The sequence below is a fragment of the Pseudomonas sp. LBUM1655 genome (genome assembly GCF_059716085.1).
Map to the genome: position 1 here is coordinate 4,270,346 of NZ_CP166801.1, position 26,409 is coordinate 4,296,754.

At 59.7% G+C, this 26,409-nt stretch carries 26 protein-coding genes; 12 read left to right on the plus strand and 14 right to left on the minus strand.

Annotated elements, in window-relative coordinates:
- Genes ACA074_RS18995 through ACA074_RS19015 form a run of 5 tightly spaced genes read left to right on the plus strand, consistent with a single transcriptional unit; the run spans position 1 to position 5,405 of the window.
- Positions 1–3,399, plus strand: a complete 3,399-nt coding sequence (locus ACA074_RS18995; protein ID WP_497677589.1) for a hypothetical protein — start codon at positions 1–3, stop codon at positions 3,397–3,399.
- Positions 3,386–3,643 (plus strand): hypothetical protein, encoded by a 258-nt coding sequence (locus ACA074_RS19000; RefSeq protein WP_497677590.1) that lies wholly within the window; start codon positions 3,386–3,388, stop codon positions 3,641–3,643. The genes ACA074_RS18995 and ACA074_RS19000 overlap by 14 nt, the downstream gene beginning before the upstream one ends.
- Positions 3,636–4,196, plus strand: coding sequence for a hypothetical protein (locus tag ACA074_RS19005; RefSeq protein WP_497677591.1), 561 nt, complete (start codon positions 3,636–3,638; stop codon positions 4,194–4,196). Before ACA074_RS19000 ends, ACA074_RS19005 begins: the two co-directional genes overlap by 8 nt.
- Complete coding sequence (locus ACA074_RS19010) at positions 4,193–5,131, plus strand: hypothetical protein (RefSeq protein ID WP_497677592.1); 939 nt, start codon at positions 4,193–4,195, stop codon at positions 5,129–5,131. The genes ACA074_RS19005 and ACA074_RS19010 overlap by 4 nt, the downstream gene beginning before the upstream one ends.
- 10 nt (positions 5,132–5,141) lie before the next feature.
- The gene (locus ACA074_RS19015) at positions 5,142–5,405 is read left to right on the plus strand and encodes a hypothetical protein (protein ID WP_497677593.1); all 264 of its coding nucleotides are present in this window, start codon (positions 5,142–5,144) and stop codon (positions 5,403–5,405) included.
- A gap of 57 nt (positions 5,406–5,462) precedes the next feature.
- Here the strand turns inward: ACA074_RS19015 and ACA074_RS19020 are convergent, their stop codons facing one another.
- From ACA074_RS19020 to ACA074_RS19055, 8 genes are all read right to left on the minus strand, one after another.
- Entirely contained in the window at positions 5,463–5,729 is a 267-nt protein-coding gene (locus tag ACA074_RS19020) for a DUF6953 family protein (protein ID WP_497677594.1), read from the minus strand.
- Positions 5,730–5,731: 2 nt separating this feature from the next.
- A complete protein-coding gene (locus ACA074_RS19025; RefSeq protein WP_497677595.1) occupies positions 5,732–6,019 on the minus strand; it encodes a YodC family protein in 288 nt (95 codons plus the stop codon).
- Positions 6,012–6,236 carry a hypothetical protein gene (locus tag ACA074_RS19030; RefSeq protein WP_497677596.1) on the minus strand — a complete coding sequence of 75 codons (225 nt, stop codon included), beginning with the start codon at positions 6,234–6,236 and terminating at the stop codon, positions 6,012–6,014. Before ACA074_RS19030 ends, ACA074_RS19025 begins: the two co-directional genes overlap by 8 nt.
- Before the next feature lie 49 nt (positions 6,237–6,285).
- A complete protein-coding gene (locus tag ACA074_RS19035) occupies positions 6,286–6,528 on the minus strand; it encodes a hypothetical protein (protein ID WP_497677597.1) in 243 nt (80 codons plus the stop codon).
- The gene (locus ACA074_RS19040) at positions 6,518–6,817 is read right to left on the minus strand and encodes a hypothetical protein (RefSeq protein WP_497677598.1); all 300 of its coding nucleotides are present in this window, start codon (positions 6,815–6,817) and stop codon (positions 6,518–6,520) included. Before ACA074_RS19040 ends, ACA074_RS19035 begins: the two co-directional genes overlap by 11 nt.
- Positions 6,810–7,334, minus strand: coding sequence for a hypothetical protein (locus ACA074_RS19045; protein ID WP_497677599.1), 525 nt, complete (start codon positions 7,332–7,334; stop codon positions 6,810–6,812). Before ACA074_RS19045 ends, ACA074_RS19040 begins: the two co-directional genes overlap by 8 nt.
- Positions 7,327–9,072 (minus strand): primase-helicase family protein, encoded by a 1,746-nt coding sequence (locus tag ACA074_RS19050; protein ID WP_497677600.1) that lies wholly within the window; start codon positions 9,070–9,072, stop codon positions 7,327–7,329. The genes ACA074_RS19045 and ACA074_RS19050 overlap by 8 nt, the downstream gene beginning before the upstream one ends.
- 65 nt (positions 9,073–9,137) lie before the next feature.
- Positions 9,138–9,425, minus strand: coding sequence for a helix-turn-helix transcriptional regulator (locus ACA074_RS19055; RefSeq protein ID WP_461975421.1), 288 nt, complete (start codon positions 9,423–9,425; stop codon positions 9,138–9,140).
- Positions 9,426–9,529: 104 nt separating this feature from the next.
- Between ACA074_RS19055 and ACA074_RS19060 the strand changes: the two genes are divergently transcribed.
- The 3 genes from ACA074_RS19060 to ACA074_RS19070 are packed head-to-tail and all read left to right on the plus strand — an operon-like array spanning position 9,530 to position 16,802.
- The gene (locus ACA074_RS19060; protein WP_016985478.1) at positions 9,530–10,156 is read left to right on the plus strand and encodes a response regulator transcription factor; all 627 of its coding nucleotides are present in this window, start codon (positions 9,530–9,532) and stop codon (positions 10,154–10,156) included.
- A gap of 8 nt (positions 10,157–10,164) precedes the next feature.
- The gene (locus tag ACA074_RS19065; protein WP_497615059.1) at positions 10,165–13,809 is read left to right on the plus strand and encodes a transporter substrate-binding domain-containing protein; all 3,645 of its coding nucleotides are present in this window, start codon (positions 10,165–10,167) and stop codon (positions 13,807–13,809) included.
- A gap of 47 nt (positions 13,810–13,856) precedes the next feature.
- Entirely contained in the window at positions 13,857–16,802 is a 2,946-nt protein-coding gene (locus tag ACA074_RS19070; RefSeq protein ID WP_497677601.1) for an HD domain-containing phosphohydrolase, read from the plus strand.
- On the opposite strand, the gene ACA074_RS19075 is transcribed toward ACA074_RS19070, so the two are convergent.
- Together ACA074_RS19075 and ACA074_RS19080 are read right to left on the minus strand one after the other, a co-directional pair.
- Positions 16,803–17,285, minus strand: a complete 483-nt coding sequence (locus ACA074_RS19075) for a GAF domain-containing protein (RefSeq protein WP_187679564.1) — start codon at positions 17,283–17,285, stop codon at positions 16,803–16,805.
- On the minus strand, positions 17,282–18,172 hold the full coding sequence (locus tag ACA074_RS19080; RefSeq protein ID WP_489879092.1) for an ATP-binding protein: 891 nt from the start codon (positions 18,170–18,172) through the stop codon (positions 17,282–17,284). The genes ACA074_RS19075 and ACA074_RS19080 overlap by 4 nt, the downstream gene beginning before the upstream one ends.
- 166 nt (positions 18,173–18,338) lie before the next feature.
- On the opposite strand from ACA074_RS19080, the gene ACA074_RS19085 reads away from it, so the two are divergent.
- The gene (locus ACA074_RS19085) at positions 18,339–20,660 is read left to right on the plus strand and encodes a hybrid sensor histidine kinase/response regulator (protein WP_497677602.1); all 2,322 of its coding nucleotides are present in this window, start codon (positions 18,339–18,341) and stop codon (positions 20,658–20,660) included.
- Here the strand turns inward: ACA074_RS19085 and ACA074_RS19090 are convergent.
- The 3 genes from ACA074_RS19090 to msrB form a co-directional block, all read right to left on the minus strand.
- Positions 20,644–21,105, minus strand: a complete 462-nt coding sequence (locus ACA074_RS19090; RefSeq protein ID WP_401267122.1) for a MarR family winged helix-turn-helix transcriptional regulator — start codon at positions 21,103–21,105, stop codon at positions 20,644–20,646. The genes ACA074_RS19085 and ACA074_RS19090 overlap by 17 nt on opposite strands.
- The gene (locus ACA074_RS19095) at positions 21,102–21,587 is read right to left on the minus strand and encodes a glutathione peroxidase (RefSeq protein ID WP_187679568.1); all 486 of its coding nucleotides are present in this window, start codon (positions 21,585–21,587) and stop codon (positions 21,102–21,104) included. The genes ACA074_RS19090 and ACA074_RS19095 overlap by 4 nt, the downstream gene beginning before the upstream one ends.
- A 102-nt stretch (positions 21,588–21,689) precedes the next feature.
- Positions 21,690–22,085: a peptide-methionine (R)-S-oxide reductase MsrB gene (gene msrB / locus ACA074_RS19100; RefSeq protein ID WP_187679569.1), complete on the minus strand. Its 396-nt coding sequence runs from the start codon at positions 22,083–22,085 to the stop codon at positions 21,690–21,692.
- A 223-nt stretch (positions 22,086–22,308) separates the two neighbouring features.
- Between msrB and ACA074_RS19105 the strand changes: the two genes are divergently transcribed.
- Both ACA074_RS19105 and htpX read left to right on the plus strand, forming a co-directional pair.
- On the plus strand, positions 22,309–23,520 hold the full coding sequence (locus ACA074_RS19105) for a pyridoxal phosphate-dependent aminotransferase (RefSeq protein WP_187679570.1): 1,212 nt from the start codon (positions 22,309–22,311) through the stop codon (positions 23,518–23,520).
- Positions 23,521–23,824: 304 nt separating this feature from the next.
- Positions 23,825–24,712 (plus strand): protease HtpX, encoded by an 888-nt coding sequence (gene htpX / locus ACA074_RS19110; RefSeq protein ID WP_007908619.1) that lies wholly within the window; start codon positions 23,825–23,827, stop codon positions 24,710–24,712.
- 125 nt (positions 24,713–24,837) lie between these two features.
- Here the strand turns inward: htpX and ACA074_RS19115 are convergent, their stop codons facing one another.
- Complete coding sequence (locus ACA074_RS19115) at positions 24,838–25,494, minus strand: thiopurine S-methyltransferase (protein WP_497677603.1); 657 nt, start codon at positions 25,492–25,494, stop codon at positions 24,838–24,840.
- Between the two features lie 101 nt (positions 25,495–25,595).
- Here ACA074_RS19115 and ACA074_RS19120 point away from each other — a divergent pair, with 101 nt between their 5' ends.
- Positions 25,596–26,363 carry a DODA-type extradiol aromatic ring-opening family dioxygenase gene (locus ACA074_RS19120; protein ID WP_497615066.1) on the plus strand — a complete coding sequence of 256 codons (768 nt, stop codon included), beginning with the start codon at positions 25,596–25,598 and terminating at the stop codon, positions 26,361–26,363.
- Positions 26,364–26,409: the final 46 nt, after the last annotated feature.

Here is a 26,409-nt window from a genome sequence, read left to right on the forward strand (position 1 = left end):
ATGGCCTTGTCCGCTTTCGGTGACGAACTCAGCGCCTTCGGTGACGCCCTTGAACCGGAGGCCCCAGGCCAGCCTGTACCACAAGCGCCGCCCGCAGCTAAAGCGGTGTCGGCCTTTGGTGATGACCTGGACGACGCGGGCACCGAATCACCCAACCGTACAGCGGGCCAATGGATTACTGATATTGGCGGCAACGTCGGGCGCGGTGCTTACAACCTGTTCGATGCAGGCGCGGGTATTGGCGACATACTGACCGGGGGCGCGGTCACGCCTTGGCTTGCCCAACACGGCATGGATTCAAAGGCCGCACGCCAGGTACTCGAGGATGAAATGTCGCCGCAGGCCAAAGCGCAGCGCGATGAGGTGGCGAACGCCGAGGGATTCGGTCCGACGATCGCGGCTATGTTGCAAAACCCGGCGTACACCGCTGGCCAGGTGATCGAGTCCGTACCGACCATGGTTGTCGGTGGTGTCGCTGGTAAAGGCGCGGCGATCGGTGCCAGGGCGGCAGGTTTGAATACTGGCCGCGCTGCACTTGTTGGTGCGGGTACAGGCGAAGGCCTCGCTACGGCAGGTCAGCAAGCCGCTAATACAGTCCAGCAGACGGGCGATCTCACGCTAGGCCAAACAGCCGCCGCACTCGGCGCAGGCGGACTCACTGGACTTATTGGTGCCGGGTCCGCTGGCTTGGGTGGTCGACTTGGCGCGGCTGACATCGACGCCATACTGAGTGGCGCGGCTGGTCCTGCTGCTGGCCGTAACATGCTCACCCGGATGGGCATCGGCGCCGGTATGGAGACGGGCGAAGAGATGCTGCAGTCGGGCCAGGAACAGATGATGCAGAATGCTGCGCTGGGCAATCCACTGACCCAAGGTGTCGGTAGCGCCGCAGGGCAAGGCGCGGTAATGGGTGGACTCATGGGCGCAGCCGGTGGCCTCCGTCGTCCGAACATGACCGCACCACAGCCACAGCCTGTGCCCATGCCAGCGCAGCAGCAACAAGGCATGCCGCAGTCACAGGCCGCCGCTGCGCCTATATCAACCCCGCCCCCAATGGCCAGCGCTACTCCGATCGCACCACAGGCTGCCGCTGCGCCAACGCCATTCGCTGGCAGCGCCAATGTCCGCCCCTTGTTCGAATCGATGGGCATGGACCAGACGCAGATGGACAAGAGCCTGGACCTGCTGCGCGATGTTGAACCTGATATCGAAGCGGCGCGTCGTGGCACGATCAGTTGGGAAGAAACCGGCCGGCTCGCCGCACTGACCGGCACTACCGTCGAGAAGCTGCGTAAGCATCGCGTAGGCGTTGCGTTCAACGCTGAAGAGCAGGTCGCGGCAACTCGGCTGTTGAAAGATCAGACGCTGAAAGTCCTTGATCTGGGCAACAAGATCACAGCCGGTACGGCCGGTGAAATCGACCAGGCCAACTTCCTGCAATCGCTCGCAGATCTACGCACGACACAGAAGGCCGTCATGTCCTCCCGCGCCGAGATCGGTCGGGCCATGTCTGCCATGCGCGCCGATGTCACCACGATGAAAGAAGCCGGCCGGATGCTGGAATCTGTCGGCGGTGCTCAAGGGGCCAAGGCGATCGCTGATGCGCTGACCACTGCCGCCCGTGTCGGCGGTGTCGAAGCGGCCAACAAGATGGCTCGCGCTTCAGGGTCTGACGCCTTCTGGACGTTCTACAAATCCGCGCTGCTCAGCTCGCCAGATACTCACATCGTGAACATGGTCAGCAACCTGTTTACCAGCGTGATGCAGGTTCCCACTCGCGCCTTGGCTGGAGGAATCGGAGCCGCGAAACGGGTCGTTGGCCTGAATGGCGAAACCCGCATGGGTGAAGCCGCCTACCAACTGGCCGGCATGCTCGAGGGCTCAATCAACGGTGCCAAGGGCGCAGTGAATTCGTGGCGTACGGGCGAGGACGCTTTCGGCGGTAACAAGGCCGAGATTTACCGCACGGATCACCCAGGCCAGAAAGTGTGGGGGGTACCACTGCGCCTACTGCAGTCGGAAGATGCGTTCTTCAAGAACCTCAATGATGGTATGGAGCGTTATTCAGTCGCCTACCGCATGGCTTCCCAAGAGCTGACAGGTCAAGGTCCAGCCGCAGTACACAAGCGTGTGCAAGAGCTGATCGCCAACCCGCCCCAGGATCTGACCGAGGCTGGCCAGGATGCAGCGCTGTTCCATACGTTCAACAACCAGGCTGGCAAACTCACGCAGGCGGTGAACAACCTGCGCCACTCGCTGCCGCACGGTACCGGTAACTTGATTGTGCCGTTCCTGAAGACGCCGGCCAACCTCATCACCTACGCCGTCAAACACAGCCCGGCCGCCCCGATTTTCAAGGAGGTTCGCGCCGACATTAAAGCCGGTGGCGCCAAACAGGAAGAGGCGTTCGCCCGCATGGGTATCGGCTCGCTGCTGATCTCCCTCGGCGCTGTCGGCGCGATGAATGGAACGCTGTCGGGTGGTGGTCCCGAAGATCAGAAAGAGCGCAGGGCGTGGCTCGCTGCCGGGAATCAGCCGTACTCGATGAAGGTCAACGGCAAGTGGTACGCCTACAACCGCATTGAGCCGCTGGCCTCCCTCGTTGGTGTCGCTGCCGACATCGCAACCGGTGCCGAGGATCAGGATCTGGGGTTGGCCAGTATTTTCAAAGCGATCGGCCGCAACTTCACTTCGAAGACCTGGCTGCAGGGACTCTCCGGTGTCATGCAGGCCATGTCCGACCCTGATAGGTACGGCGAAAGCTTCCTCGCCCGCAGCGGCGCCACGCTGGCACAACCGGTCACGCTGCTTTCGCACATCGGCCGATACGGCGACCCGTACCAGCGTGATACCGACCGGGGCGACTTCTTCGACCAACTCAAATATCGCCTGCCTGGCGAGACTTTCGGCCGCGAGTCCCTGCCGATCAAGACTGACCACTTCGGCCAGCCGCTCATGGAGGCGCAGCGCCAGATCGGCCGCGCCGGCCCTACCCCAATCGCCACCCCATCCGACGACCCTGTGCGTCTCGAACTTGGCCGCATCGGCTGGGTGCCGGGGAACATGCAACCCCACTTCAGTGTGCCATCGAAAGTGCAAGGCCAGCGCAGCAAGCGCTTCGATCTGAACGACGACCAACTGCGCGAACTGAACGAGATCGCCGGTTCCCGCATGCACGCGGCAGCCGGGAACCTGATGCGCACCAAGTATTGGGCGACCCTCAATGACGACGAGCGCGCCGACCAACTGGACAAGATCATGAAGGAAGCGCGGGCCTCGGCCAGGGCGGCATTTGTGCCGTACCTAGCAGCCGGAAAGCGTGGACTGGTCGACCTCTACCGCAAGCAAACCAGCGCCTGGAAGCGCACAGACGGGGGTAAGAAAAATGAATACCGCTAACAGAGAAGCAGTCGATGCCGCCGCTGCCGTGACAGCAGCGCGTGAAGCGCTGGACAAACTTCTAGAGATCGAGCGGATGCTCGAAGCCGAACTGCCGACTGCACAGGCCGCGTTGTTCAGTGCCGAGAAGCGGCTGCGCGCCTTGACCAGAACTAGTAAACCCGCCGCCCGCAAAGCCGAACTCGACTTGCTGCGCGCCAAGATCACCGCCGCCAAACACACAGAGGTAGTCGCAAATGGATAGGAATGTTGTCGGCTTCGACGCCGCCGAACTGAAAAACTTGCGCCGTGAGGCGGAGTTGAATCACGTCGACTTTTCACGGGCACGGATCACCCAGGTCAGAACCGGGGGTTACACCGTCGTGCTCGACAAGCCGCTGTTCGATCTGGGCAGTGTGCTGACTGACGTGCCGAGTGAGATCGCTGCACGCAGCGCAGCGATTGCCGAGGGGGAAATGCTGACCTGGCTGATCCGCATCCAACGAGCAGAACGCCAAAAGCTGCGCATGGGCCGTGTATTCGGCTGGTCGCCCGATCAGATCTCGAGGTGCGCGCTCAGTACAGATGAGGTCAACGAGTACCTGGCCGAAGTCACTCACAAAAAGCAGGTCGCCGAGTTGCAAAAGCAATTGGCTGCTGTGCTGGAAAGCAACGCGGTAGCTGCGACCACGACTGCCGGTGCCGATGCACTGAAAGACCGCTACGGATTATCGACTCCAGCCAAACCGACAAAAGCAGTGCCAGTACAAGGCAGCGCCAAACCCCAACGCAACCCATCGCGAGGAGCAAACGCATGAGCACCGAGAACGAAGATCTGAGCGAAAGCCTCGCGGCGGAACTCACCGGCAGCGTTGGCCTGCAGGACGATGGCAGCGGCGATATGTCCGACTCGCTCGCCGCCGATCTGCATGATCAGGAAACCATGCTGGCCGAGCGAGACGTTCCTGTCAGCAACGACGTGGACGACACCCGTCAGGGCGAAGCCGACCGTGTTGAAGAAGCGGAGCAACAGCGTGGTCGTGGCAAAAAGGTGCCCCTCCAGGCTCTCCACGAAGAGCGGCAAAAGCGCCAAGCGCTCGAGTTGCAGGTACAAGCCCAGGCCCAACAGCTGCAACAGTTCATCGCGCAACAGCAAGCCGCACAGCAACAGGCACAGCAGGCCGCTGCACAGGCCGCGATTCCCGACTTCGACGAAGACCCTCGCGGGTATATCGAGGCCAAGGAACGCCAGTTCGCCCAGGCGCTCGAGCAGTTGCAGAACGGTCCTGCCCAACAGCAGCAGGCTGCAATACAGCACCAGCAGGTGACCCTCGCTGTCGACAATTTAGAGAAGCAGTTCGCGGCATCGGTGCCGGATTACGAACAGGCGGTCGACTTGGTGCAACGCAACGCAGACGCGCAGATACGCCAGCTGTACCCGCAAGCGACAGAGGAACAATTTCAAATGATCCGTAGCACTGCGTTGAGTGAATTCGCCCGTCAGTGTTTGGAGAGTGGGGCCAACCCAGCGGAAAGAATCTACGCGAAGGCGCAGGCGCTTGGTTTCAAGACTGCCCGTCAGGCACCACGCCGTGAGCCACCTACCAGCTTGGCCAACCTCGGCGGCGCCGCGAGGGCACCTGATGAGCGCGGTGCTGTCACCGCGTCTGATATCTCTGGCATGAGCGAGGCCGAGTTCGACAAGTTCTGGTCGCAGATGAAGGGCAGCAGCTCGCAAGGGCCAGCGTTCTAGGAGGTGGATCATGCTGCGCAGAAGTGTGTTGATTCAAAGGGTGCTGCGCGACGTGCAGAGCGAGCTCGAGTCACGTCGTGCCAGTGAAGCCGTGAAGCAGCAACAGCGAGCGGTGATGAGAGGTTTTCGCGCAGGTTTTGGCTCGATGGTGGAAAGGCTATCCCTGGAAGACATCGAGCAAGTGCTGCGCGAAGAGCTGGGATTTCCTGCACAGACCGAGTGTGCCAATTCCGGCACAACAATCGAGGTAGAGAGCGGGAAGAAAGGCAAATGACCGGTGTGCAGCACAGACGACAAGGGCGCCCACGGAGAGCGCCCTTTGTTTCAGCTATCAGCCTCGGGCATTTCGCCCCGGCTCATCCTCCGCGACACGCCATCTCCAGTACCGATCTGGTCCGACCCAAACGACGGACTCAGGGGTGAGTTTTTTGAAGGCATTCAGCACTGGGGTTCCCAGTACGAGGTTGCCGTCGCTATTTTCGCGAAGCAGCTCCTCGGCCTTGGCCCTGACGATGTAATCGACCGCGTCGTCTTGGTAGACGCACCCGTCCTTCTCAACCTGCGCAAGCATCCAATCCGCAACCTTTTGGGCGTCCATGGTTATTGCTTGTCCTCAGCCGGTTTAATCGGCTCAGGAGTAAACGGCACAAGTGATGCGCCGGGAAAAATGCCCGACTCTAACTTTTTGCCAGCGAACCACTGACATTCAAAATTCCCGCTTGAGCGAACAAGCTTGACCGCCATGGATGGGCCGCCAGACTTGATGGTTACGAGATCGCCGACATCAAAAGATGATTGTTCTGACATTACACTTTCCTTATGTGATAGCAAATTGGCATGCCGATAGTATCCGTCGATTGAGTGCAGTTCAATGCGGCTGTCAGTCATCACTTCGGTGCTGTAGAACCAGCTTGGCGAGGCCCTGCCGGATGTGCCCCTCGTTCTCGCCGATCGATTGCAGAGAGCTGCGGACGTTCTCGCCGGCCTCTGCATGCCCCTGCTGCTCGACTAGCAGCGTCAGCTCCATGATCGCGGCTTCAAGCGCCAGCTGATTGTTGTAGAGGCGTTCGAGGGTGTCAGGCAGAGAGTATTCGAGTGCATGCATGGCTTCGACTCCGTTCGAGAAAACCGGAAGCGTAGCACTCCATTGAGGATCAGTAGTCGTTGTATTCAGGTTCGGCGCAGGCATCGTCTGCCACCGTCTGTGCATTGCGGATCTCTTGCCTGGTCGCACCCCGCTGTGTCTCGAGAACGTCCACGTATGACAGCGCCACGTCGCACAGTGCTTCCTGTTTCCGGCTTTCTTCGGTAGACCACTGATATAGCCCGCCGACTACCAGCACAACGAGCGCGAGCTGCATGCCGCGCCCTAGCCATTCAACCAAGTCAATCTTCATCGCCGGTCACCTTTCGTATGTAGGCCTCTCGCGCTAGCTCGTACTTCTCGACAGCCTGTTTGGCGTCACGCCTGACCTCGGGGTCTTTGGCTGACCCCGCGAGTTCTTTCAGTTTCTCCAGTGCGTCGAAGGCTTCGAGTTGCGCAACCTCCCTGCCGGCGTCGGGTCCGGCGATGCTGTGCAGCTCGGCGTCGGCGTCGGCGTCGGCGTCGGCGCGGACTTTAGAGTCCGTCCCCGGGTCACGCGCAAGCTCTATCAGTGTACGTATCCATGCCTCGAACTCATTCATCATCTTTCTCCTCGGCGCCGTCCAGATCGCTCAGAAGTTGTTCCAGGCTGTCCCCGTCGGTGCCTCCGCCGCCAATGTCGCGTTCGATCCGTGGCGCCTGTGCTGCACCGAGAACTTGGGCTGCGCTGGCTGCCGTCGAGAACGCGGCCAGGACTTCCAGCAATCCAGCAGGGTCGCCACCCTTCTTCCGGGTGGTCGCGTCTTCGTCCTCCGCTTCGCGCACCTTACCAACGCCACGGTTGAGCACCTGCTCGCGCAGCTTTGCCGCAAGGACGGGGTCGGTCTTCGGATCCAGTGCCGCGTGGATGGTCTTCTCGAGCATGATCTTGGACCACTCGAGGGCCAGCATCTCGACTTCGTGCTGTGCCTTGCGCTTGACGGCGAGCTGTCGGGCGCGTTCGTCCTTGGGGTTGGGGGCGAGTTCCTTTTCCAGACGACGTCCTCGCAAGGTGCCGCAGAGGTTCAGGGAGAACGGGACCGGCAGAGGTGCGGTCGTGGTGCCAGATAGGCTAGTCATGGGCTTCACCTTCGGTGTTCAGGTGGTCGTCAGATGGTTGGACTGCGAACAGGCGAGCGCCCGTGTTCAGGTGCTCGCCACGCTGTTTGGGGGTGGCGTTCGCCCACTGTTCTTTATTGCGGATGACGTAGTGTTTACGTGGTGTGCTCTTTCCTTGGAGCTCTATGCGCTTCTCGCAAAACTCGGCACCGATGGCCTGCAACGCCTTGCCGGCTGAAGTACGGTTGGCCCGTCTTGTGAGGCTGTTGCCAAAGAGGGTGTTCACCTGTGCGCAAAGATCGTCGACGATGATGATGTCTTTATCGCACGGCACCGTGCCGGCCTCGATGAGTTCCGCCAGCAACACTTCCAGCTCGTCCCGCGACGCTTTCTGCATGGCCCTTGCTGCTGCTGTTTGTGGCACAGGTGCGTGTGGATTCCAACCAGCCGGAAACTTCCAAGTGGCCAGGATCTGTGCCATCGCCGGTGCGCCAGGCCCGTCGATCCACGCGACCAACTCCTTGTAATACTCATCAGACTGGCGCGGCGCCAGGCAGCGCAGCACCGCGATCCGCCCGTCACCCTCCATCAGCGGCAGCGCGTCTTCGTGGTTGGTCGTGACGACAAAGTGCGCAATGTTGCGGATCTCCTTGGAAGCGCGACCCTTGCCTTCGAACTGGGTGAACTCCTCGGACACCTGACTTTTGAAGTGTTCATACCCGTCGACCTTCTCCGATCGCGCCAGCTCGTTGATGAACACCAAGCGCTTGTGCTCAATAGCATCGTCGAAGTTCTTCTGCAGTTGCTTACCTGTACAGCCGCCCACCAGCGGCTGGCCGAATACCTTCGAGATAAGCCGTTGCATGAGGTTTTTACCCACACGACCGTACTTGGAATACATGCAGATAGCGGTCGGCATCTTGATCTCTGGCGACTGGTACAGCTGCGCCAGCCAGCACAGGAAGAAGGTCACGCCCACCACGTCACCGCCTGACAGGTACATCAGGTGATTGACCAGAATCGCAATGTCATCAGCCGTGGCTTTCGGGTTGCGCTCGGCCATCGTGTGCTTGAGCTGATGCCAACGGTTGAGCACTTCGGGATTATCGTCCAGCTCCGGCTTGCTCGTCGGCTCCATCACAATGCGGCGAACCCGGCGGCGCAAGTCGTTTTTCCAACTCCACCAGACTTCGCCGGCGGAAACGCGCTTCGGATCGACCGGTTTGCCTTCCTTGTCAGGCGGCTGGAGGACCAGGACATCGTGGTAGTGCCGGTCGCTGTATTGGATAAACGCGTCCCTGCACATCTCGTCACCGGATTGAATGTGGTAGGCGACTAGGGATTTGCCCGTCAACATCACAAAGTCTTCGCTGATGTACCGCAGGACCTCGAAGGATTCGGGGTCGAACTTCAAGCCGCCAGCTGGGGGGACTGGGCTGTCGCTGCCGACCTTCTCCCGTTCCGCCTTGGCTTGGGGCTTCTTGGCCTCAACCTCGGGCTGCTCTGCGCTCTGCGCAGTCTGGATTACCAAACCTTCGGACTTCGCGGCGTCGACCAGCCAATCAGGCTGCTCGGACGTTACGGGGATGCCGTTTGCAGCGGGCGCCGTCACCAGGGCGACTGACACCGTACCTGTGATCGAATGTCGAGCAGGTACGTGCGCCGGCTGCGCCTTAATGGCTTGAAATTGCGCAGCGAGGTCGAAAATCGACGGCTTGAGCCGGTGACTCGCTGACGCGGTCGAGCTATAATTACTCATCAGGAAATACCCCTTAACCCCTTTGAGTTCGCGCTCCTTGGGGTTTTCTTTTGTCCGTAGGAAATTCAAGCGGGCTGGCTGGCACCGTCGAAGGCGGCCAACGGGCTGGCCACAGGGCGCGCAGCTGCACGCGCAAGAATGAAGGCGTCCACCTCGCTCTTCAGCCAGGCGACTTTGCCGGCACTCCCGTTACGGCGCGGCGGTCCGACTTCTACGGGCGCCTTGAGCCAGCCAGCGGCGACGTATTTGTCCAGAGTTGTGCGGCTGCCGATGCCCAGCGCGTACATCACGTCTTCCGGGGGCATCAGGACATCGACGGTTGCGACAACTTCTCGGGTGCGGGCTCTGCTCATTTCAGATACTCCTGCCGGGGGTAGCTTTCGGGGTACATCATCGAGCGGCCAGTTGTAGGTGCCTTGTTCTAGAGCGCCTGTATGCACATGTGCCGCAGTTGATTATGAACTCCGTTTTTATTGTTGACGATCACCCGGTCATCCGTCTCGCCGTTCGCATGCTGCTGGAACATGAAGGTTATAAGGTCGTCGGTGAAACCGATAACGGGGTCGATGCCATGCAGATGGTGCGCGAGTGCATGCCTGATCTGATCATTCTCGACATCAGTATCCCCAAGCTCGACGGCCTGGAAGTGCTGGCCCGCTTCAACGCCATGAGTTCACCATTGAAGACCCTGGTACTGACCGCCCAGTGCCCGACTTTATTCGGTATTCGCTGCATGCAGTCCGGCGCGTCAGGATATGTCTGTAAACAAGAAGACTTGAGCGAACTGGTCAGCGCGATAAAGGCAGTACTTTCCGGTTACAACTATTTCCCCAGCCAGGCGTTAAATCCGGTGCGCAGCGACGATATTCGTTACGCAGAACTGGAACTTTTCAAATCCGTCAATGATCGGGAGTTGATGGTATTGCAACTATTTGCTCAGGGGCGTACCAACAAGGAAATAGCCAAGGGTATGTTCCTCAGCAATAAAACCGTCAGCACCTACAAAAAACGCCTGATGCAAAAACTCAAAGCCAAATCACTTGTAGAACTTATCGAGATGGCCAAACGTAACGCACTCGTGTGAGAGCCCGCATGCCCAGTCGTTTAAAGGACTATTTAATTGCGTTGTGCGCCGGTCTGTACTTGAGCGCCAACGTGTTCGCCATGCCTGGCGCTTCGGCGGACTATGTCTTGCTCAGCCGGTCGGCAAGCGAGTCGGTCCCGGTCGCGCTCGAACAGTCCCAACGGCAGTGGCTGCATGAGCGCAGCGAACTGATACTCGGCACTTCCGCGCCCGACTACCCACCCTTTGACATGACTGTCAGCGGAAAGGATTACGAAGGTCTGACGGCTGACTACGCCGGAATCCTCAGTCAGGCCACCGGTTTGCCAATCCGGGTGCAGCGCTTCCCCTCCCGGGATGCTGCGATTCGCGCGCTGGTCGACGGCCAGGTCGACCTGCTCGGCACAGCCAACGGCTTCGAGGCGAGCAACGCCAGCCTCGCGCTTTCCACACCCTATGCCATTGATCAGCCTGTACTCGTCACCCGCGAGGACGAAACCCGCTCACTGAGCGAAGGCCTGGCGGGGCTGCGACTGAGCATGGTCTATCACTATCTGCCGTTGCCCGAGGTCAAGGCGCTGTATCCAAAAGCGCTGATTACCTGCTATCCCTCCTACCAGAATGCAATCAACGCCGTGGCATTCGATCAGGCCGATGTGTTTCTCGGCGATACCATTTCCACGCATTACATGATCAACAAGGGCTACCTCAACAACGTGCGCATGGCCAATTTCGGCAAACAGGAAGCCCAGGGGTTCAGCTTCGCCGTACGCCAAAACAATCCGCACCTGTTGGGCATCATCGACACCGTACTCAAAGCGGTGCCAAGCAGCGAACGCGACAACATCGCCAAACGCTGGAGTGCCGGCAGCGACCTGTTGCTCACCGATCAGAAAATGCAACTGACCCAGCGCGAAGAGGCGTGGCTCAAACAGCACCCTGTCGTGAGCGTGGTGGTCAATGAGGCGTTTGCGCCGCTGACCTTCTTCGACAATGATGGAAATTTCCGCGGCATCAGCGCCGATCTGCTCGAACTGATCCGATTGCGCACCGGCCTGCGTTTCGAGATCCGCCGCAGTCGCAACGACGCGGACATGATCAAGCAACTCGACAGCCATCAAGCCGATCTGATTGCAGCACTGCTGCCGACCGCCGAACGGGAAAAAGCCCTGAACTTCAGTCGCCCTTACCTGGAAAACTCCTATGTCTTGCTGACCCGCAAGAGCGCCGACGGCCCAACCAATCTGGGCCAGCTCAAAGGCAAGCCGCTGGCTATCGCCCAGGGCAACCCGATGGTCGAGTACCTGCGCCGAGAGTTTCCACTCATTCAGTTGATCGAAACGGCCGATACCTTCAGCGCCGTTTCGTTGCTTGCCGAGGGGCATGTCGACGGCGCGGTGAACTCGCTGGTGATCGCCAATTACTTCATTTCTTCGCGGATCTTTGACCATCCATTGCAGATCACCACCACCATCGGCACCGGTCAGGCCGCGTTCTCTCTGGCGACCGCCCGCGACAACAAGGAGCTGGGCTCGATCATCAACAAAGCTCTGCTAAGCATTGCCCCGGAAGAGCTGGGTGTGATCAATGGCCGGTGGCGCGGTTACTCCACCGCCTCCCAGAATATCTGGCACAACTACCAGCGTCTGTTCTATCAAATGATCACTGCCGCTTGCCTGGTTCTGCTGCTGTTGCTGGCCTGGAATGCTTATATGCGACACCAGATCAAACAACGCCAGGCGGCCGAACGTGCCCTTAACGACCAGTTCGAATTCATGCGCTCGCTGGTCAACGGTACGCCGCATCCGATCTACGTTCGCGACCGCCAGGGCCTGTTGCAAAGCTGCAATGACAGCTACCTCGAAGCCTTCAATGCCAAGCGTGAGGACGTTATCGGCAAAAGCGTCATGCAGGGCACCCTGAGCAACGCTTTCGAGGCACAGGCCTTTCAAGCCGATTATCAGCGCGTCGTCGCAGAAGGCACTCCGCTGGTGCTCGACCGGCCGCTGCACATCGGCAACCGCCGCCTGACGATCTATCACTGGATACTTCCCTATCGCGACTCCAGCGGCGATGTGAAAGGCATCATCGGTGGCTGGATCGACATCAGTGAACGCCGCCAGCTGTTCGAAGACCTTCGCGCGGCCAAGGAACAGGCGGATGAAGCCAACCGCGCCAAAAGCACGTTTCTGGCCACCATGAGCCATGAAATCCGTACCCCGATGAACGCCGTGATCGGCATGCTCGAACTGACGCTCAAACGCATGGACACACAGCATCCGGATCGTTCGTCGATCGATACGGCCTACCATTCGGCAAAGGATCTGCTGGGCCTGATCGGCGACATTCTCGACATTGCACGGATCGAGTCGGGGCGCCTGAGTCTTTGTCCTGAACGGGTCAATCTGGTCGACATGGTGGCGTCGGTTGCCAGAATCTTCGACGGCCTCGCCCGACAGAAGAATCTCGCCCTGCAAGTCATCGTCAACCCGCCGGACCTGGCGGTCGATGTCGATCTGGACCCGCTGCGCTTCAAACAAGTGCTGTCCAATCTAGTCAGCAATGCCATCAAGTTCACCGAGCACGGTCACGTCAGGATTACCCTCGATCTCATGAACACGGAGATGCCTGCACGGGCACTGATGCAACTGACCGTACAGGACAGCGGCGTGGGTATCAGTGCGGAGGATCAGCAACGCTTGTTCGAACCTTTCGCGCAAGCGGAAAACAGCCATCAGCAAGCCAGAAGCGGCGCGGGTCTGGGCCTGGTCATCAGTCGCAACCTGTGCGAAATGATGGGCGGCCAGCTGCAATTGAGCAGCCAGCCCGGAATCGGCACTCAGGTCTGCGTTTCGCTGCCGCTGGAAACTCTGCCTGTCCAGGTGAGCACGACCAGAAACGAACCCGCGCTCAAGACTTCGCTAACGCCTCTGCGGGTGCTTGTGGTCGATGACCACCCGGCCAACCGCCTGTTGATGTGTCAGCAACTGGAATTCCTCGGCCATCATTTCAGCCTCGCCGAGAACGGCCGCAGCGGACTTGAACGGTGGATGGATGGCGGCTTTGATCTGGTGATTGTCGACTGCAACATGCCAGTGATGAACGGTTATGAGCTGACCCGTGCCATTCGCCAGCAGGAGCTGCAGAACCGCTGGCCGCCCTGCACCGTGCTGGGTTTCACGGCCAATGCGCAACCCGAAGAAATACAACGCTGCAAACAGGCCGGCATGGACGACTGCCTGTTCAAACCCTTGAGCCTGAGTCTCCTCAGCCAGTGGGTCGACGGCATCACTCCAGCGTCGCAACCTGCGGCATTCAACCTGCAAAGCCTTAACCTGTTGACCGGCGGCAACCCGACACAGGCCCGACGACTGCTGGTCGAGCTGCTAAAAAGCAGCCGTCTCGACCGACAGGAACTGCTCGCGCTATCGCCGCAACAAGATCGCGGGGCGTTGGCCGTAGTCGCTCACAAAATCAAGGGCGCCGCGCGCATCGCGCAGGCGACGCAGGTGATCGAATGTTGCAATGCTCTTGAACAGGCCTGCGCGCAGGCTTTGCCAACAGATGAGATCGCCCGCCTCTGCGAGGCGAGCAACAGGGCAATGCTCGACCTGGAGCAAGCCTTGCAACAACAATTGGCGTTGTCTGACCAAAGCACAATGAGCTTGCCTTAACTATGCTTGGCGCTGAGCAGTGAGTTAACCATCATGGAGAACCCGAAATGCCCAGCCCACTGCACCCGGAGCAACGCCGGTTTCCGCTGCACGTACACATCAGTGTCATGTTCACGTTTCTCCTGTTGCTCACAGGCGTGGTGCTGGGGCTGTTCAACTATCGCCAGACGACGCAGATCATCCTGTCGAGTAGCGAGAAGCTGTTCGATCGGATCGAGCAGGAAGTGCGCCTGGACATGTCTGCCACCTATCAGCCGATCCGTCACCTGCTGAGCCTGCTGGCGGACAATCCCGCTACCCGGGCTTCGGGGCTTGAACAACGATTGCCGCTGCTCAGGCCGTTCAGCCAGTCCCTCACGGACAACCCGAACCTCGCTTCGCTGTACCTGGGTTATGCCAACGGCGATTTCTTCATGGTGCGCCCACTACGCAACGCGGCCCTGAAAACACTGCTCAGCGCCCCCGAAACGGCGGCGTATCAGGTCTGGAGCATCGAGCATGACCCGCGCGGCGAAGTGCGCTCGCAGTCACTGTTCTTCGATCAGGCATTGACGCCGATCAGCCGGCAGGACAATCCCCGGGATCCCTACGATCCGCGCGACCGCGCCTGGTACATCAATGCCCGCCAGCAAACCGAACAAATCACCACAGAGCCCTACGTCTTTTTCTCAACCCGCAACGTCGGCACTACGCTGGCCCGACGCAGTGGCGAAAACGCGGTCATTGGCGCCGATCTGACGCTGGTAGCCCTGTCTGCCACCTTGCGTAAACATGTCGTCACACCGTCCACCGAAATCGCCCTGTTCGATTCCGACGGCAACGCCGTGGCCTACCCCGACAGTAGCCGACTGATCGTCAATGACAGCACCGCACACCTGGCCAAAGTGGCTGACTTGAGTCCGAGCCTCAATAGGCTGCTGTCCGCTGAGCACACCGGCAATCGTCTGAATGCCGATGGCCGGCAATGGATTGTCGCCCGCAGCAGCATTCAGGAAGGCGGTCCGAAAGGTTTGCAGCTGGCGTTGCTGGTGCCGGAAGACGAATTGCTGGCCGATGCCTATCACATGCGCTGGCAAGGTGCGCTGATCACTCTCGCCACCTTGCTGCTATGCCTGCCACTGGGCTGGCTGATCTCACGAATTCTGGTCAAGCCCTTGCACGCGCTGGTCAAGGAAGCCGATGCGATTCGCAGTTTCGACTTCAATTTTCCGCTGGCTCGACGCTCGCCGGTGCTGGAAGTCGACCAGTTGAGCGTGTCGATGGCGCGGATGAAAGACACCTTGGCGAGCTTCTTCCGGATCACCGACAGCCTGTGCGCCGAAACCCGATTCGCACCGCTGCTGCAACGGGTGCTGTTTGAAACGGTGCAGATCGCCCAGGCTCAGGCAGGGCTGATTTATCTGCGTGAACACGACGGCAGTCGCATGGAGCCTTACGGTCTGGTAATCGATGGCGCGCCACAAGCACTGGAGGCGTTCGACATTCAGGGCCACGACCTGCAAGAGCGCGCGGGCCCGGCGTGGTTTGAACAACTGGTCAGCGCCGACAACGTGGTGAGCAACTTAGGTTTCGAAAACGCCGGGGATTTGCAGAAAGTGCTGCTGGCAATGGCAGCGCCGAGGATCCATCTCATCGGTATCCGTCTGCGCAACCGCCACAACGAAACCATTGGTCTTTTGATCCTGTTGATCAACGACAGCGGCACCGCGGCCGATCTGGAAAAACTGCGCCCCGACCGTATCGCCTTCTTGCAAGCGGTGTCCGGCGCTGCGGCGGTGAGCATCGAGAGCCAGCGCCTGCAAGCCAGACAGAAGCAATTGCTCGATGCCTTCATTCAGTTGCTCGCCGGGGCCATCGACGCCAAGAGCCCGTATACCGGCGGACATTGCCAACGCGTACCGGAACTGACGCTGATGCTCGCTCAAGCCGCGGCAGCGAGTCAGGCGCCCGCCTTCAGCACTTATCAACCCAGCGAGGACGAATGGGAAGCCTTGCACATTGCCGCGTGGCTGCACGACTGCGGCAAGGTCACGACGCCGGAATACGTGGTCGACAAAGCCACCAAACTGGAAACCATCAACGACCGCATCCACGAGATCCGAACCCGTTTCGAAGTGCTCAAGCGCGATGCCTGGATCAATTACTGGCAGGCGCTGGCCCTGGGTGGAGACGAAGCGACGCTGGCCGAAATGCGCGAGCAAACCTTGTGCGCACTGGACGCAGACTTTGCCTTTGTCGCCCGTTGCAACCTGGGCAGCGAAGCGATGGCAGAGGCAGATTTGCAACGCCTGAATGATCTGTCCCAACGCACCTGGCTGCGCACGCTGGACGACCGCCTGGGCGTGTCGTGGGAAGAAAACAAGCGTCAGGCCCAAACCCCTGCGCCAAACTTGCCGGTCAGTGAAAAGCTGCTGGCGGACAAGCCAGAACATTTGCTCGATCGCGATAAAAACGAGTTGATCCCTGAAGACAATCCGTGGGGCTTCAAGCTGGATGTGCCACGCCACAAATACAATCGCGGCGAGTTGTACAACCTGAGCATCGCCCGCGGCACACTGACCCGCGAAGAGCGCTACATCATCAATCACCACATGGTGCAGACGATCATGATGCTCAGTCACCTGCCCTTCCCCGGCCACCTCGACAGCATTGCCGAAATCGCAGGTGGGCATCATGAAAAAATGGACGGCACCGGCTACCCGAAACGCCTGAAGCGCGAAGAAATGAGCCTGCCGGCACGGATGATGGCGATCGCCGATATTTTTGAGGCGCTGACCGCTGCCGATCGCCCGTACAAGAAAGCCAAGTCATTGAGCGAGGCATTGGGAATCATGGCGACCATGTGCCGCGAGGCGCACATCGATGCGCAGTTGTTTGGATTGTTCATCAACGACGGCGTGTATATGCAGTACGCCGAGCGCTTTCTCGATCCTCGGCAGATCGATGCCGTGGACACGGCCAGCCTGTTGCACAAGGCTGGCCTTGGCGCGTGATCAGCAGTCGGTCAGACGCAGGAAAATCGCCGCCAGTTGCTCGATTCCTGCCTGGTCCTGTGCACCGAAACGGGCGAGCTTCGGGCTGTCGAGATCGAGCACGCCGATCAGGCGACCCTCTTTGACCAACGGCACCACCAGCTCACTGTTCGAGGCGCTGTCGCAGGCGATATGGCCGGGAAACGCATGCACATCTTCAACCCGCTGCGTCTGCAGGCTGGCCGCCGCCGCGCCACACACGCCGCGCCCAAACGGAATGCGTACGCAAGCGATCTGGCCCTGGAACGGGCCGAGTACCAGCTCTTCGTTGCGATTGAGGTAAAAACCGGCCCAGTTCAGGTCATCGAGCTGGTTGAACAGGAATGCAGAGAACTGCGCGGCGTTGGCGATAAAATCGCGCTCGTCCGCCAGCAGCGATTCCAGTTGTGCAGCCAACATGCCATAGCCTTCGAGGCCCTGGCCGCTTTGTTGCAAATCAATCATGGCTTGTGCTCCAACAATTTCAGTCCCACCCAGTAACGGGCGAATTGGTATGCGCAACGTCCGTTGCGATTACCGCGGCCGGTGGCCCAACGCACGGCGAGGATGTCCAGCTCTTCGTCGCGCTGCCAGCTCAGACCAGCCTTGGCGGCCAGTTGGCCGATCCAGTGTTCGACGACGTTGAGGAAGTGTTCTTGAGTAAACGGATAAAACGACAACCAAAGACCAAAACGGTCCGACAGCGCGATCTTGTCTTCCACCGCTTCGCTGGGGTGCAGTTCGCCGTCAACGCGTTTCCAGTTTTCGTTGTCGCTTTCCTTCTCCGGCACCAGGTGGCGACGGTTGGAAGTGGCGTACAGCAAGACGTTGTCCGGCGCCTGTTCCAGCGAGCCGTCGAGCACGCTTTTGAGCACGCGGTAATCGCCCTCACCGGATTCGAACGACAAGTCATCGCAAAACAACACAAAACGTTGCGGCAGTTTGCCGATCTGCTCGACCACCCGCGGCAAGTCGGCCAGATGGTCGCGCTCGATCTCGATCAAACGCAGGCCCGCCTCGGCGTGTTCAGCGAGCAACGCCCGTACCAGCGAGGACTTTCCGGTCCCACGCGAGCCCCAGAGCAGCGCATGGTTGGCCGGCATGCCATCAAGAAATTGCTGGGTATTGCGCCCCAGTTGCTCCAGTTGCCGGTCAACACCGATCAGGTCGGACAAACGCATATCAAGGCTGACTTCCAGCGGCAGCAAATATCCGCTGCGGCCGTCACGCTGCCAGCGCGCGGCCAGGCAAGTGCCCCAGTCGATCACCGGGCGGGGCGCCGGCAACAACGGTTCGATCCGCGCCAGAACCGACTCGGCACGTTCAAGAAAAGCATTCAATCGGGAATCCACATCTTCTCCTCGGGCACGTTCACAGTGATGATGGCGATCCAGCGACGACTCGCGGATCAAAATTCCCGCCCCGTGCCTTGTTACAAGGCGATTCGGGAACCTCGGTATCGATACATGATCGACTATGCTTGAGCAGCGAAGGGAAACGGAAGTGGTTCAACACCCCATGGATATCAAATTCACCCACCGGCTGTCATACAAACAAGCCAGGCTTACTGTGCTGGTCGGGTTCATTCTGGGCACGCTGCTCAGCCTGCTGCAAATCGGCATTGATTATGCCAGCGAAGACGCCTCCATCAACCGTGAAATCCTGTCTTTGCTGGAAATCAGCCACAACCCGGCATCACGTATCGCCTACAACATCGATGCCGAACTGGCTCAGGAACTCACCCTGGGCCTGTTGCGTTCACCTGCAATCATTTCGGCGCAGTTGACCGACAACAACAATACCGTGCTGGCCAGCGTCAAACGCCCTGAGCTGCAAAGCAGCTATCGAATGATCAGCGACTTCCTGTTCGGTGCCAAACGCCAGTTCGAAGATCGCCTGTATCTGGACCATCTACCCAACGAATCGCTGGGTGTCTTGAGCCTGGAAGTGGATACCTATGCCTTCGGCAGCCGCTTCCTGCGCCGGGCCGAGATCACCCTGCTCAACGGGTTCGCCCGCAGCCTGATCCTGACCGGGCTCCTGTTGGCGCTGTTCTACGTGATGCTCACCAAACCGCTGGTGCGGGTGATCCGCGAACTCAGCGGGCGCGATCCGCGCAGCGCCGAAGCGACCACGCTGGAGTGTCCGGCCGGACACGCCAACGATGAAATCGGCGTGCTTGTCAAAGTCGCCAATCAGCAATTCGAGAACATCGCCACCGAGATCCAGCAGCGGCGCAACGCGGAAAACCGTCTGACCGACTACCTCGGCCAACTGGAAACCATCGTCTCGGCGCGAACCGCCGAACTCAAGGCCATCAACACGCGACTCAGCCAGTCCAATGAGGAACTCGAAGTCGCCCGCAGCACGGCACTGGAAATGGCCGAAGCCCGCTCGGCGTTCCTCGCCAACATGAGCCATGAGATCCGCACGCCGCTCAACGGCCTGCTGGGGATGATTGCGTTGTCGCTCGACGGGCCACTGAACGCCGAGCAGCAGCAACAACTGTCGATCGCCCACGACTCGGGAAAAGTGCTGGTGGAGTTGCTCAACGATATTCTCGACCTGTCGAAGTTCGATGCCGGGCAACTGGAGCTTGAACACATTCCGTTCGATCTCGGCTCATTGATCGAAGACACCGCAAACCTGCTCTCGCAAAACGCGGCGCCGAGCGTCGAGCTGACCTGCCTGATCGATCCGCATTTTCCGGCGCTGGTACTGGGGGATCCGACCCGGGTCCGACAGATCGTCAGCAACCTGCTGTCCAACGCACTGAAATTCACTCGCTTCGGGCGGGTCGATGTGCGCTTGTCGGCCTACCAGGATGGCGTGCGTATCGAAGTCTGCGACACCGGTATCGGCATCGCACAGGAAGCCCAGGTGAGAATCTTCCAGCCGTTCACTCAGGCGGGCGCAGGTATCACCCGTCAGTACGGCGGCACAGGACTGGGGCTGGCGCTGACGTACAACCTCTGCGAAGCGATGCGGGGGCGCCTGACCATCAGTTCAGAGACCGGTTTCGGCAGTCAGTTCTGCGCCGAACTGCCACTGCCCTGCCATACGCGCGCGCTGGCTCCGGCGCCTCTGCAGGGCAAAGTCCTCGCCATCACCCCGGCCAGCAGTGGCCTGGCCGAGTTGTTAAGAAGCTTGCTGCAGGTCTGGGGGCTTGAGTATGAGCAACGCACCCTCAACGACTCACTGTTGGGCGTGACGCCGGACGTGGTGATTACCGACTGTCCGGAGTGTCTGTTCGGGCTGCGTCCTGCACTCGGCGCGCCCATTCTGCTGGTGACGGCCTATGGCAGTTTTCTGCCCAGCGAAGAGGCGGCAGCCCTCGCCCCACTGCAACAGCAGGCACGACCGCTGGCGCGTAACGCGCTCTACCAGAACCTGCGACGGACCCTGCAACCGGACGTCGCCACTATCAGCGACGCACAGGTGGATACGTCGCCATCCATACGACGCGGTCGGGTGCTGCTGGTCGAAGACAACCCGGTCAATCAACTGGTCGCCAAAGGCATGCTCGGCAAACTCGGCTGTGATGTCATCGTCGCCGCCCATGGCGCCGAAGCACTGGATCAACTGGAATATCACGCCTTCGATCTGGTGTTGATGGACTGCAACATGCCGGTCATGGACGGCTACGAGGCGAGCCGGCAGATCCGCCAGAGCGGGCGATGGCCGGACCTGCCAATCGTTGCCCTGACGGCCAATGCCATGTCTGAAGAACGCGAACGCTGCCGGGCCGCGGGCATGAGCGACTATCTGGCCAAGCCGTTTCGCCGAGAAGAACTGGCGGCGCTGCTGGATCAGTGGATCCGGACTACGACAGCGCCTTGATCTGCCCCAGTAACTGATCGAGACCGTCGCGCAATGCGTTGAGTCGGTCCAGATCGACCCCGCTGTCGCACAGCAGGCGGGCCTTGAGTGGCCCGACCTGCTCGCGCAGCAATTGCCCTTCTGGCGTCAGACTCAAATGCACTTCACGTTCATCGCGCACCGAGCGCTGACGCTGAACCAGTTGCAAATGCTCCAGACGCTTGAGCAATGGCGTCAGCGTTCCGGAATCCAGCGTCAGACGCTCACCCAAAGCCTTGACGGTCGGTTGCTCCGGCCCGCACTCCTGCCATTCCCACAACACCAGCATCGCCAGATACTGCGGATACGTCAGGCCAAGCTGATCAAGCATCGGCTTATAGCCGCGAATCACCGCCCGGGACGCGGCATACAACTTGAAGCACAACTGACTGTCGAGCTTCAGCGAATCAACGGGCAGGTTGTTCATTTGAGCAGGGCTTCGATCTCGCGACTCAGATCCTGCGGCTTGGTGGCCGGGGCGAAGCGCTTGACCAACTGGCCGTCCTTGCCGATCAGAAATTTGGTGAAGTTCCACTTGATGCCTTGCGAGCCCAGTACGCCGGGAGCGCGCTTCTTCAATTGCACAAACAGCGGATGGGCTCCGGCGCCATTGACTTCGATCTTCTTGAACAGCGGGAAGCTGACACCGAAGTTCAATTCGCAGAACTCGCTGATTGCGCCCTCGTTGCCCGGCTCCTGCTTGCCGAACTGGTTGCACGGAAAGCCCAGCACCACCAGGCCTTGATCCTTGTAGGTCTGCCACAGCGCTTCCAGACCTTTGTATTGCGGAGTGAAACCGCACTTGCTCGCGGTATTGACCACCAGCACGGCTTTGCCGGCGAAATCGGCCAGGGTCTTTTGCTCCCCCTTGATGGTGGTGCACGGGATATTCAGCAGGTTGTCGCTCATGAGACGGGCTCCTCAGATCATCGGGAAAGGCCAAACATAGCGAGCAATTAAATTGCGTGCAATTTAATTATCAGAAAGGCGACCCTAGGGCCACCCGATCACCTACTCGCGGGGCACCAGATCCAGACACACCGAGTTGATGCAGTAACGCAAACCGGTCGGTGGCGGGCCATCCGGGAACACGTGCCCCAGGTGCGCGTCACAACGGGCGCATTTGACTTCGGTGCGAATCATGCCGTGGCTGATGTCGCGAATCTCGGTCATGGCGCTTTCACCGATCGGCGCGTAAAAGCTCGGCCAGCCGCAGCCGGAATCGAATTTGGTATTGGAATCGAACAGCGCCTCGTTGCAGCACACGCAGTGGTAAACACCAGCGGTTTTGGTGGCATTGTATTTGCCGGAGAACGGTCGCTCGGTCGCACTGAGGCGACAAACCTCGTACTGCTGCGGATCGAGCATGGCTTTCCACTCTTCCAGGGTTTTTTCCAACTTTTCCATCATCACACCTCAGCGGCTGAAAAAGCCCGATCTGTACCTTTTCCACGGATCGGGCGGCACGTATGATTGCGCCTCGTCACGCGCCAGTCTGGCAGCCAGACCGGGCGCATTCAAACGGATTCTCGGAGCCACGGCTCAGACGTCCGCCTGTGTGAAGACGCAGGAATCCCAGTACGGTTGTCCATCCGCCGCCTGGATCGTTCATTTTCGGGATCACATCGCCATGCAGTTCAGCAAATCGAACAAGCTCGCCAACGTCTGCTACGACATTCGCGGCCCGGTGCTAAAGCACGCCAAACGTCTGGAGGAGGAAGGCCAGCGCATCCTCAAGCTGAACATCGGCAACCCGGCGCCGTTTGGTTTCGAAGCGCCGGACGAAATCCTTCAGGATGTGATCCGCAACCTGCCGACCGCGCAAGGCTACAGCGACTCCAAAGGTCTGTTCAGCGCGCGCAAGGCCGTGATGCAGTACTACCAGCAAAAGCAGGTGGAAGGTGTCGGTATCGAAGACATCTACCTGGGCAACGGCGTGTCCGAGCTGATCGTGATGTCCTTGCAGGCACTGCTCAACAACGGTGACGAAGTGCTGGTGCCAGCGCCGGACTACCCGCTATGGACCGCCGCCGTCAGTCTGGCCGGCGGCAACGCCGTGCATTACCTGTGCGACGAAGGCGCCGACTGGTTCCCGGACCTGGCCGACATCAAGGCCAAGATCACCCCGAACACCAAGGCCATGGTGATCATCAACCCGAACAACCCGACTGGCGCGGTGTATTCAAAAGAAGTGTTGCTGGGCATGCTCGAGCTGGCCCGTCAGCACAATCTGGTGGTGTTCTCCGACGAAATCTACGACAAGATTCTGTACGACGACGCCGTGCACATCTGCACCGCTTCGCTGGCTCCGGACCTGCTGTGCCTGACCTTCAACGGTCTTTCCAAATCCTATCGCGTGGCCGGTTTCCGCTCCGGCTGGATCGCGATTTCCGGGCCGAAGCACAATGCCCAGAGCTACATCGAAGGCATCGACATGCTGGCCAACATGCGCCTGTGCGCCAACGTGCCGAGCCAGCATGCCATTCAGACCGCACTGGGCGGCTATCAGAGCATCAACGATCTGGTGTTGCCGCAGGGTCGCCTGCTGGAGCAGCGCAACCGCACCTGGGAGCTGCTCAACGACATTCCCGGCGTGAGCTGCGTCAAGCCAATGGGTGCGCTGTACGCCTTCCCACGGATCGACCCGAAGGTCTGTCCGATCCACAACGACGAAAAATTCGTCCTCGACCTGCTGCTCTCCGAAAAGCTGCTGGTGGTGCAAGGTACAGCGTTCAACTGGCCGTGGCCGGATCACTTCCGCGTCGTCACACTGCCCCGCGTCGATGATCTGGAAATGGCGATTGGCCGTATCGGCAGCTTTCTCAAGTCATACCGCCAATAACTGGCCAGCAGTGCGCAACGACCCAAACGTTGCGCACTGTCTGATTCAGCAACACTTCTGCACTACCCACATCCACACGCCTTCTACACTTGCGTTTCGTACCGGTTACCTGCGTCTGACGCAATGGCGACGGGTCGCGACTGCCCGTCGTCCGTGTCGGTGTCTGTCGTGGGAAACAGGTCGCGCGCCGAGGAAACTGCTGTAGGACACAGTTTGAAATAGTCACCCAGTTGAATAGCCGGGTGCCGCACCTTATATACCCCGCAGTACGCTACATCTTTAGCTTGAGGAGATTTCTACAACCATGATGCGCATCCTGCTGTTTTTGGCCACTAACCTGGCGGTCGTGCTGATAGCCAGCATCACCCTGAGCCTTTTCGGCTTCAACGGGTTCATGGCGGCCAACGGGGTTGATCTCGACCTTAGTCAGCTGCTGGTTTTCTGTGCGGTCTTTGGTTTCGCCGGCTCGCTGTTCTCGCTATTCATCTCCAAGTGGATGGCGAAGATGAGCACCGGTACCCAGATCATCAGCCAGCCACGTACCCGGCATGAGCAATGGCTGCTGCAAACCGTTGAGCAATTGTCCCGCGAAGCCGGGATCAAGATGCCCGAAGTCGGTATTTTCCCGGCCTACGAAGCGAACGCGTTCGCCACGGGCTGGAACAAGAACGACGCATTGGTCGCAGTCAGCCAGGGCCTGCTCGAACGGTTTTCGCCCGATGAAGTGAAAGCCGTGCTGGCCCACGAAATCGGCCACGTCGCCAACGGTGACATGGTCACCCTGGCGCTGATCCAGGGCGTGGTGAACACCTTCGTGATGTTTTTCGCGCGGATCATCGGCAACTTCGTCGACAAGGTGATCTTCAAGAACGAAGAAGGCCAGGGCATTGCCTACTACGTGGCAACCATCTTCGCCGAGCTGGTACTGGGTATTCTGGCCAGCGCGATCGTCATGTGGTTCTCGCGCAAACGCGAATTCCGCGCAGACGAAGCCGGTGCGCGTCTGGCTGGCACCAGCGCAATGATCGGCGCCCTGCAACGCCTGCGCGCCGAGCAGGGTCTGCCGGTGCACATGCCGGACACCCTGAACGCCTTTGGCATCAACGGTGGCATCAAACAGGGCTTCGCCCGCATGTTCATGAGCCACCCGCCGCTGGAAGAGCGTATCGACGCATTGCGTCGTCGCGGTTGATCAGACTGGCGTAAAAACAAGAAGGCCCGCAGTGATGCGGGCCTTTTTTTGCTTAGAGTAATGGGTTGTTTCCACTGGCCTGATTGCTGGCTTGCCAACGATGAGGCCGGAACAGCCAACACAAACTAACGAGGCGAAATACGGTAAACCCGCTCCTCTAGCCGCGTCACCCCGGCCTGCAGAAACTTCCCGCTCTCACTCAGCACATCCTGCTCTTCCAGCACCTGCACCTGCCAAGCACCGCCCAACAACCGCTGCACCTCATCATCCACCACTGCAAACGGCGGCCCGGGCATCTGCGCCTGATCGTAATCCAGCGTAATCAGCAACCCTTGCACTCCCTGCGGCAGGATCTGCTGAAGATGCGCCACATAGCGCTCACGCATCGGCGGCGGCAAGGCTATCAGCGCTGCCCGGTCGTACAGCGCCGTGCAATCAGCCACATCCTCTGCCGTGAGCGTGAAGACATCACCGCACCACAATTCAATGGAGTCGGCACGATAGATCTTGAACCCGTCTGTCTCGCTAACCTGCGGCTGTACATGTTGCTCACTGAAAAAGGCCTCAATGGCCTTTTCCGACAACTCAATCCCGAGCACCTGATGGCCACGCCCAGCTAACCACAGCAAATCCAGACTTTTCCCACACAACGGAACCAACACCCGCGCCTGCGCAGGAATCGGGAGGTCAGGCCAGTGCCGTTGTAGATGCGGGTTCACCTCAGGCAAATGAAAACCGATCTGGTCCGAAGCCCACTTCTTGTGCCAAAACTCAGGCTGCATGAATCCCCCTAAAAATTCGATCAAAAAGCGTTAAAACTTATATTAGATTTAGATCAATGATGTGGCTGAAGATGAGTCATCTTAACGCTCAGGAACCCATCATGTTTCCCAGCCTGTTTATTTCCCATGGTTCACCCATGCTTGCACTGGAGCCCGGCGCGAGTGGCCCGGCGCTAGCCCGACTGGCCGCTGAACTGCCCCGACCTAAATCTATCGTGATCGTCTCCGCACACTGGGAGAGCCACGAATTGCTGGTCAGCAGCCATCCGCAGCCCGAGACCTGGCATGACTTCGGCGGCTTCCCTCGGGCGTTGTTTGAAGTGCAGTACCCGGCACCGGGCAATCCGCAATTGGCTGTCGAGGTCGCCGAGTTGCTGAGCGCCAACGACCTGCCGGCACGCCTCGATCCGCAACGGCCGTTCGACCACGGCGTGTGGGTGCCGCTGTCGCTGATGTACCCGCAAGCTGACATTCCGGTGGTGCAGGTTTCGCTGCCGAGTCGCGGCGGTCCAGCGCTGCAAACCCGTGTTGGTCGTGCGTTGGCAGGCTTGCGTGAACAAGGGATTTTGTTGATCGGCTCGGGCAGCATCACCCACAACCTGCGCGAGCTGGACTGGCATGCCGGTCCGGAAAGCGTGGAGCCGTGGGCAAAAGACTTCCGTGACTGGGTGATCGAAAAGCTTGCGACCGATGATGAAGCGGCGCTGCATGACTACCGACAGCAGGCACCGAACGCGGTGCGCAGCCATCCGAGTGATGAGCACTTGTTGCCGTTGTACTTTGCCCGGGGTGCCGGGGGTGAATTCAGTGTGGCGCATAAGGGATTCACCATGGGTGCACTGGGTATGGATATTTACCGCTTCGGCTAAAGGCAAAATCAAAAGATCGCAGCCTTCAGCAGCTCCTACCCTGCGA

Bases quoted from the DNA above. Each gene is read 5' to 3' on its own strand.
- ACA074_RS18995 (WP_497677589.1), top strand. From the start codon at position 1: ATGGCCTTGTCCGCTTTCGGTGACGAACTCAGCGCCTTCGGTGACGCC.
- ACA074_RS19000 (WP_497677590.1), top strand. From the start codon at position 3,386: ATGAATACCGCTAACAGAGAAGCAGTCGATGCCGCCGCTGCCGTGACA.
- ACA074_RS19005 (WP_497677591.1), top strand. From the start codon at position 3,636: ATGGATAGGAATGTTGTCGGCTTCGACGCCGCCGAACTGAAAAACTTG.
- ACA074_RS19010 (WP_497677592.1), top strand. From the start codon at position 4,193: ATGAGCACCGAGAACGAAGATCTGAGCGAAAGCCTCGCGGCGGAACTC.
- ACA074_RS19015 (WP_497677593.1), top strand. From the start codon at position 5,142: ATGCTGCGCAGAAGTGTGTTGATTCAAAGGGTGCTGCGCGACGTGCAG.
- ACA074_RS19020 (WP_497677594.1), bottom strand. From the start codon at position 5,729: ATGGACGCCCAAAAGGTTGCGGATTGGATGCTTGCGCAGGTTGAGAAG.
- ACA074_RS19025 (WP_497677595.1), bottom strand. From the start codon at position 6,019: ATGACTGACAGCCGCATTGAACTGCACTCAATCGACGGATACTATCGG.
- ACA074_RS19030 (WP_497677596.1), bottom strand. From the start codon at position 6,236: ATGCATGCACTCGAATACTCTCTGCCTGACACCCTCGAACGCCTCTAC.
- ACA074_RS19035 (WP_497677597.1), bottom strand. From the start codon at position 6,528: ATGAAGATTGACTTGGTTGAATGGCTAGGGCGCGGCATGCAGCTCGCG.
- ACA074_RS19040 (WP_497677598.1), bottom strand. From the start codon at position 6,817: ATGAATGAGTTCGAGGCATGGATACGTACACTGATAGAGCTTGCGCGT.
- ACA074_RS19045 (WP_497677599.1), bottom strand. From the start codon at position 7,334: ATGACTAGCCTATCTGGCACCACGACCGCACCTCTGCCGGTCCCGTTC.
- ACA074_RS19050 (WP_497677600.1), bottom strand. From the start codon at position 9,072: ATGAGTAATTATAGCTCGACCGCGTCAGCGAGTCACCGGCTCAAGCCG.
- ACA074_RS19055 (WP_461975421.1), bottom strand. From the start codon at position 9,425: ATGAGCAGAGCCCGCACCCGAGAAGTTGTCGCAACCGTCGATGTCCTG.
- ACA074_RS19060 (WP_016985478.1), top strand. From the start codon at position 9,530: ATGAACTCCGTTTTTATTGTTGACGATCACCCGGTCATCCGTCTCGCC.
- ACA074_RS19065 (WP_497615059.1), top strand. From the start codon at position 10,165: ATGCCCAGTCGTTTAAAGGACTATTTAATTGCGTTGTGCGCCGGTCTG.
- ACA074_RS19070 (WP_497677601.1), top strand. From the start codon at position 13,857: ATGCCCAGCCCACTGCACCCGGAGCAACGCCGGTTTCCGCTGCACGTA.
- ACA074_RS19075 (WP_187679564.1), bottom strand. From the start codon at position 17,285: ATGATTGATTTGCAACAAAGCGGCCAGGGCCTCGAAGGCTATGGCATG.
- ACA074_RS19085 (WP_497677602.1), top strand. From the start codon at position 18,339: ATGGATATCAAATTCACCCACCGGCTGTCATACAAACAAGCCAGGCTT.
- ACA074_RS19090 (WP_401267122.1), bottom strand. From the start codon at position 21,105: ATGAACAACCTGCCCGTTGATTCGCTGAAGCTCGACAGTCAGTTGTGC.
- ACA074_RS19095 (WP_187679568.1), bottom strand. From the start codon at position 21,587: ATGAGCGACAACCTGCTGAATATCCCGTGCACCACCATCAAGGGGGAG.
- msrB (WP_187679569.1), bottom strand. From the start codon at position 22,085: ATGGAAAAGTTGGAAAAAACCCTGGAAGAGTGGAAAGCCATGCTCGAT.
- ACA074_RS19105 (WP_187679570.1), top strand. From the start codon at position 22,309: ATGCAGTTCAGCAAATCGAACAAGCTCGCCAACGTCTGCTACGACATT.
- htpX (WP_007908619.1), top strand. From the start codon at position 23,825: ATGATGCGCATCCTGCTGTTTTTGGCCACTAACCTGGCGGTCGTGCTG.
- ACA074_RS19115 (WP_497677603.1), bottom strand. From the start codon at position 25,494: ATGCAGCCTGAGTTTTGGCACAAGAAGTGGGCTTCGGACCAGATCGGT.
- ACA074_RS19120 (WP_497615066.1), top strand. From the start codon at position 25,596: ATGTTTCCCAGCCTGTTTATTTCCCATGGTTCACCCATGCTTGCACTG.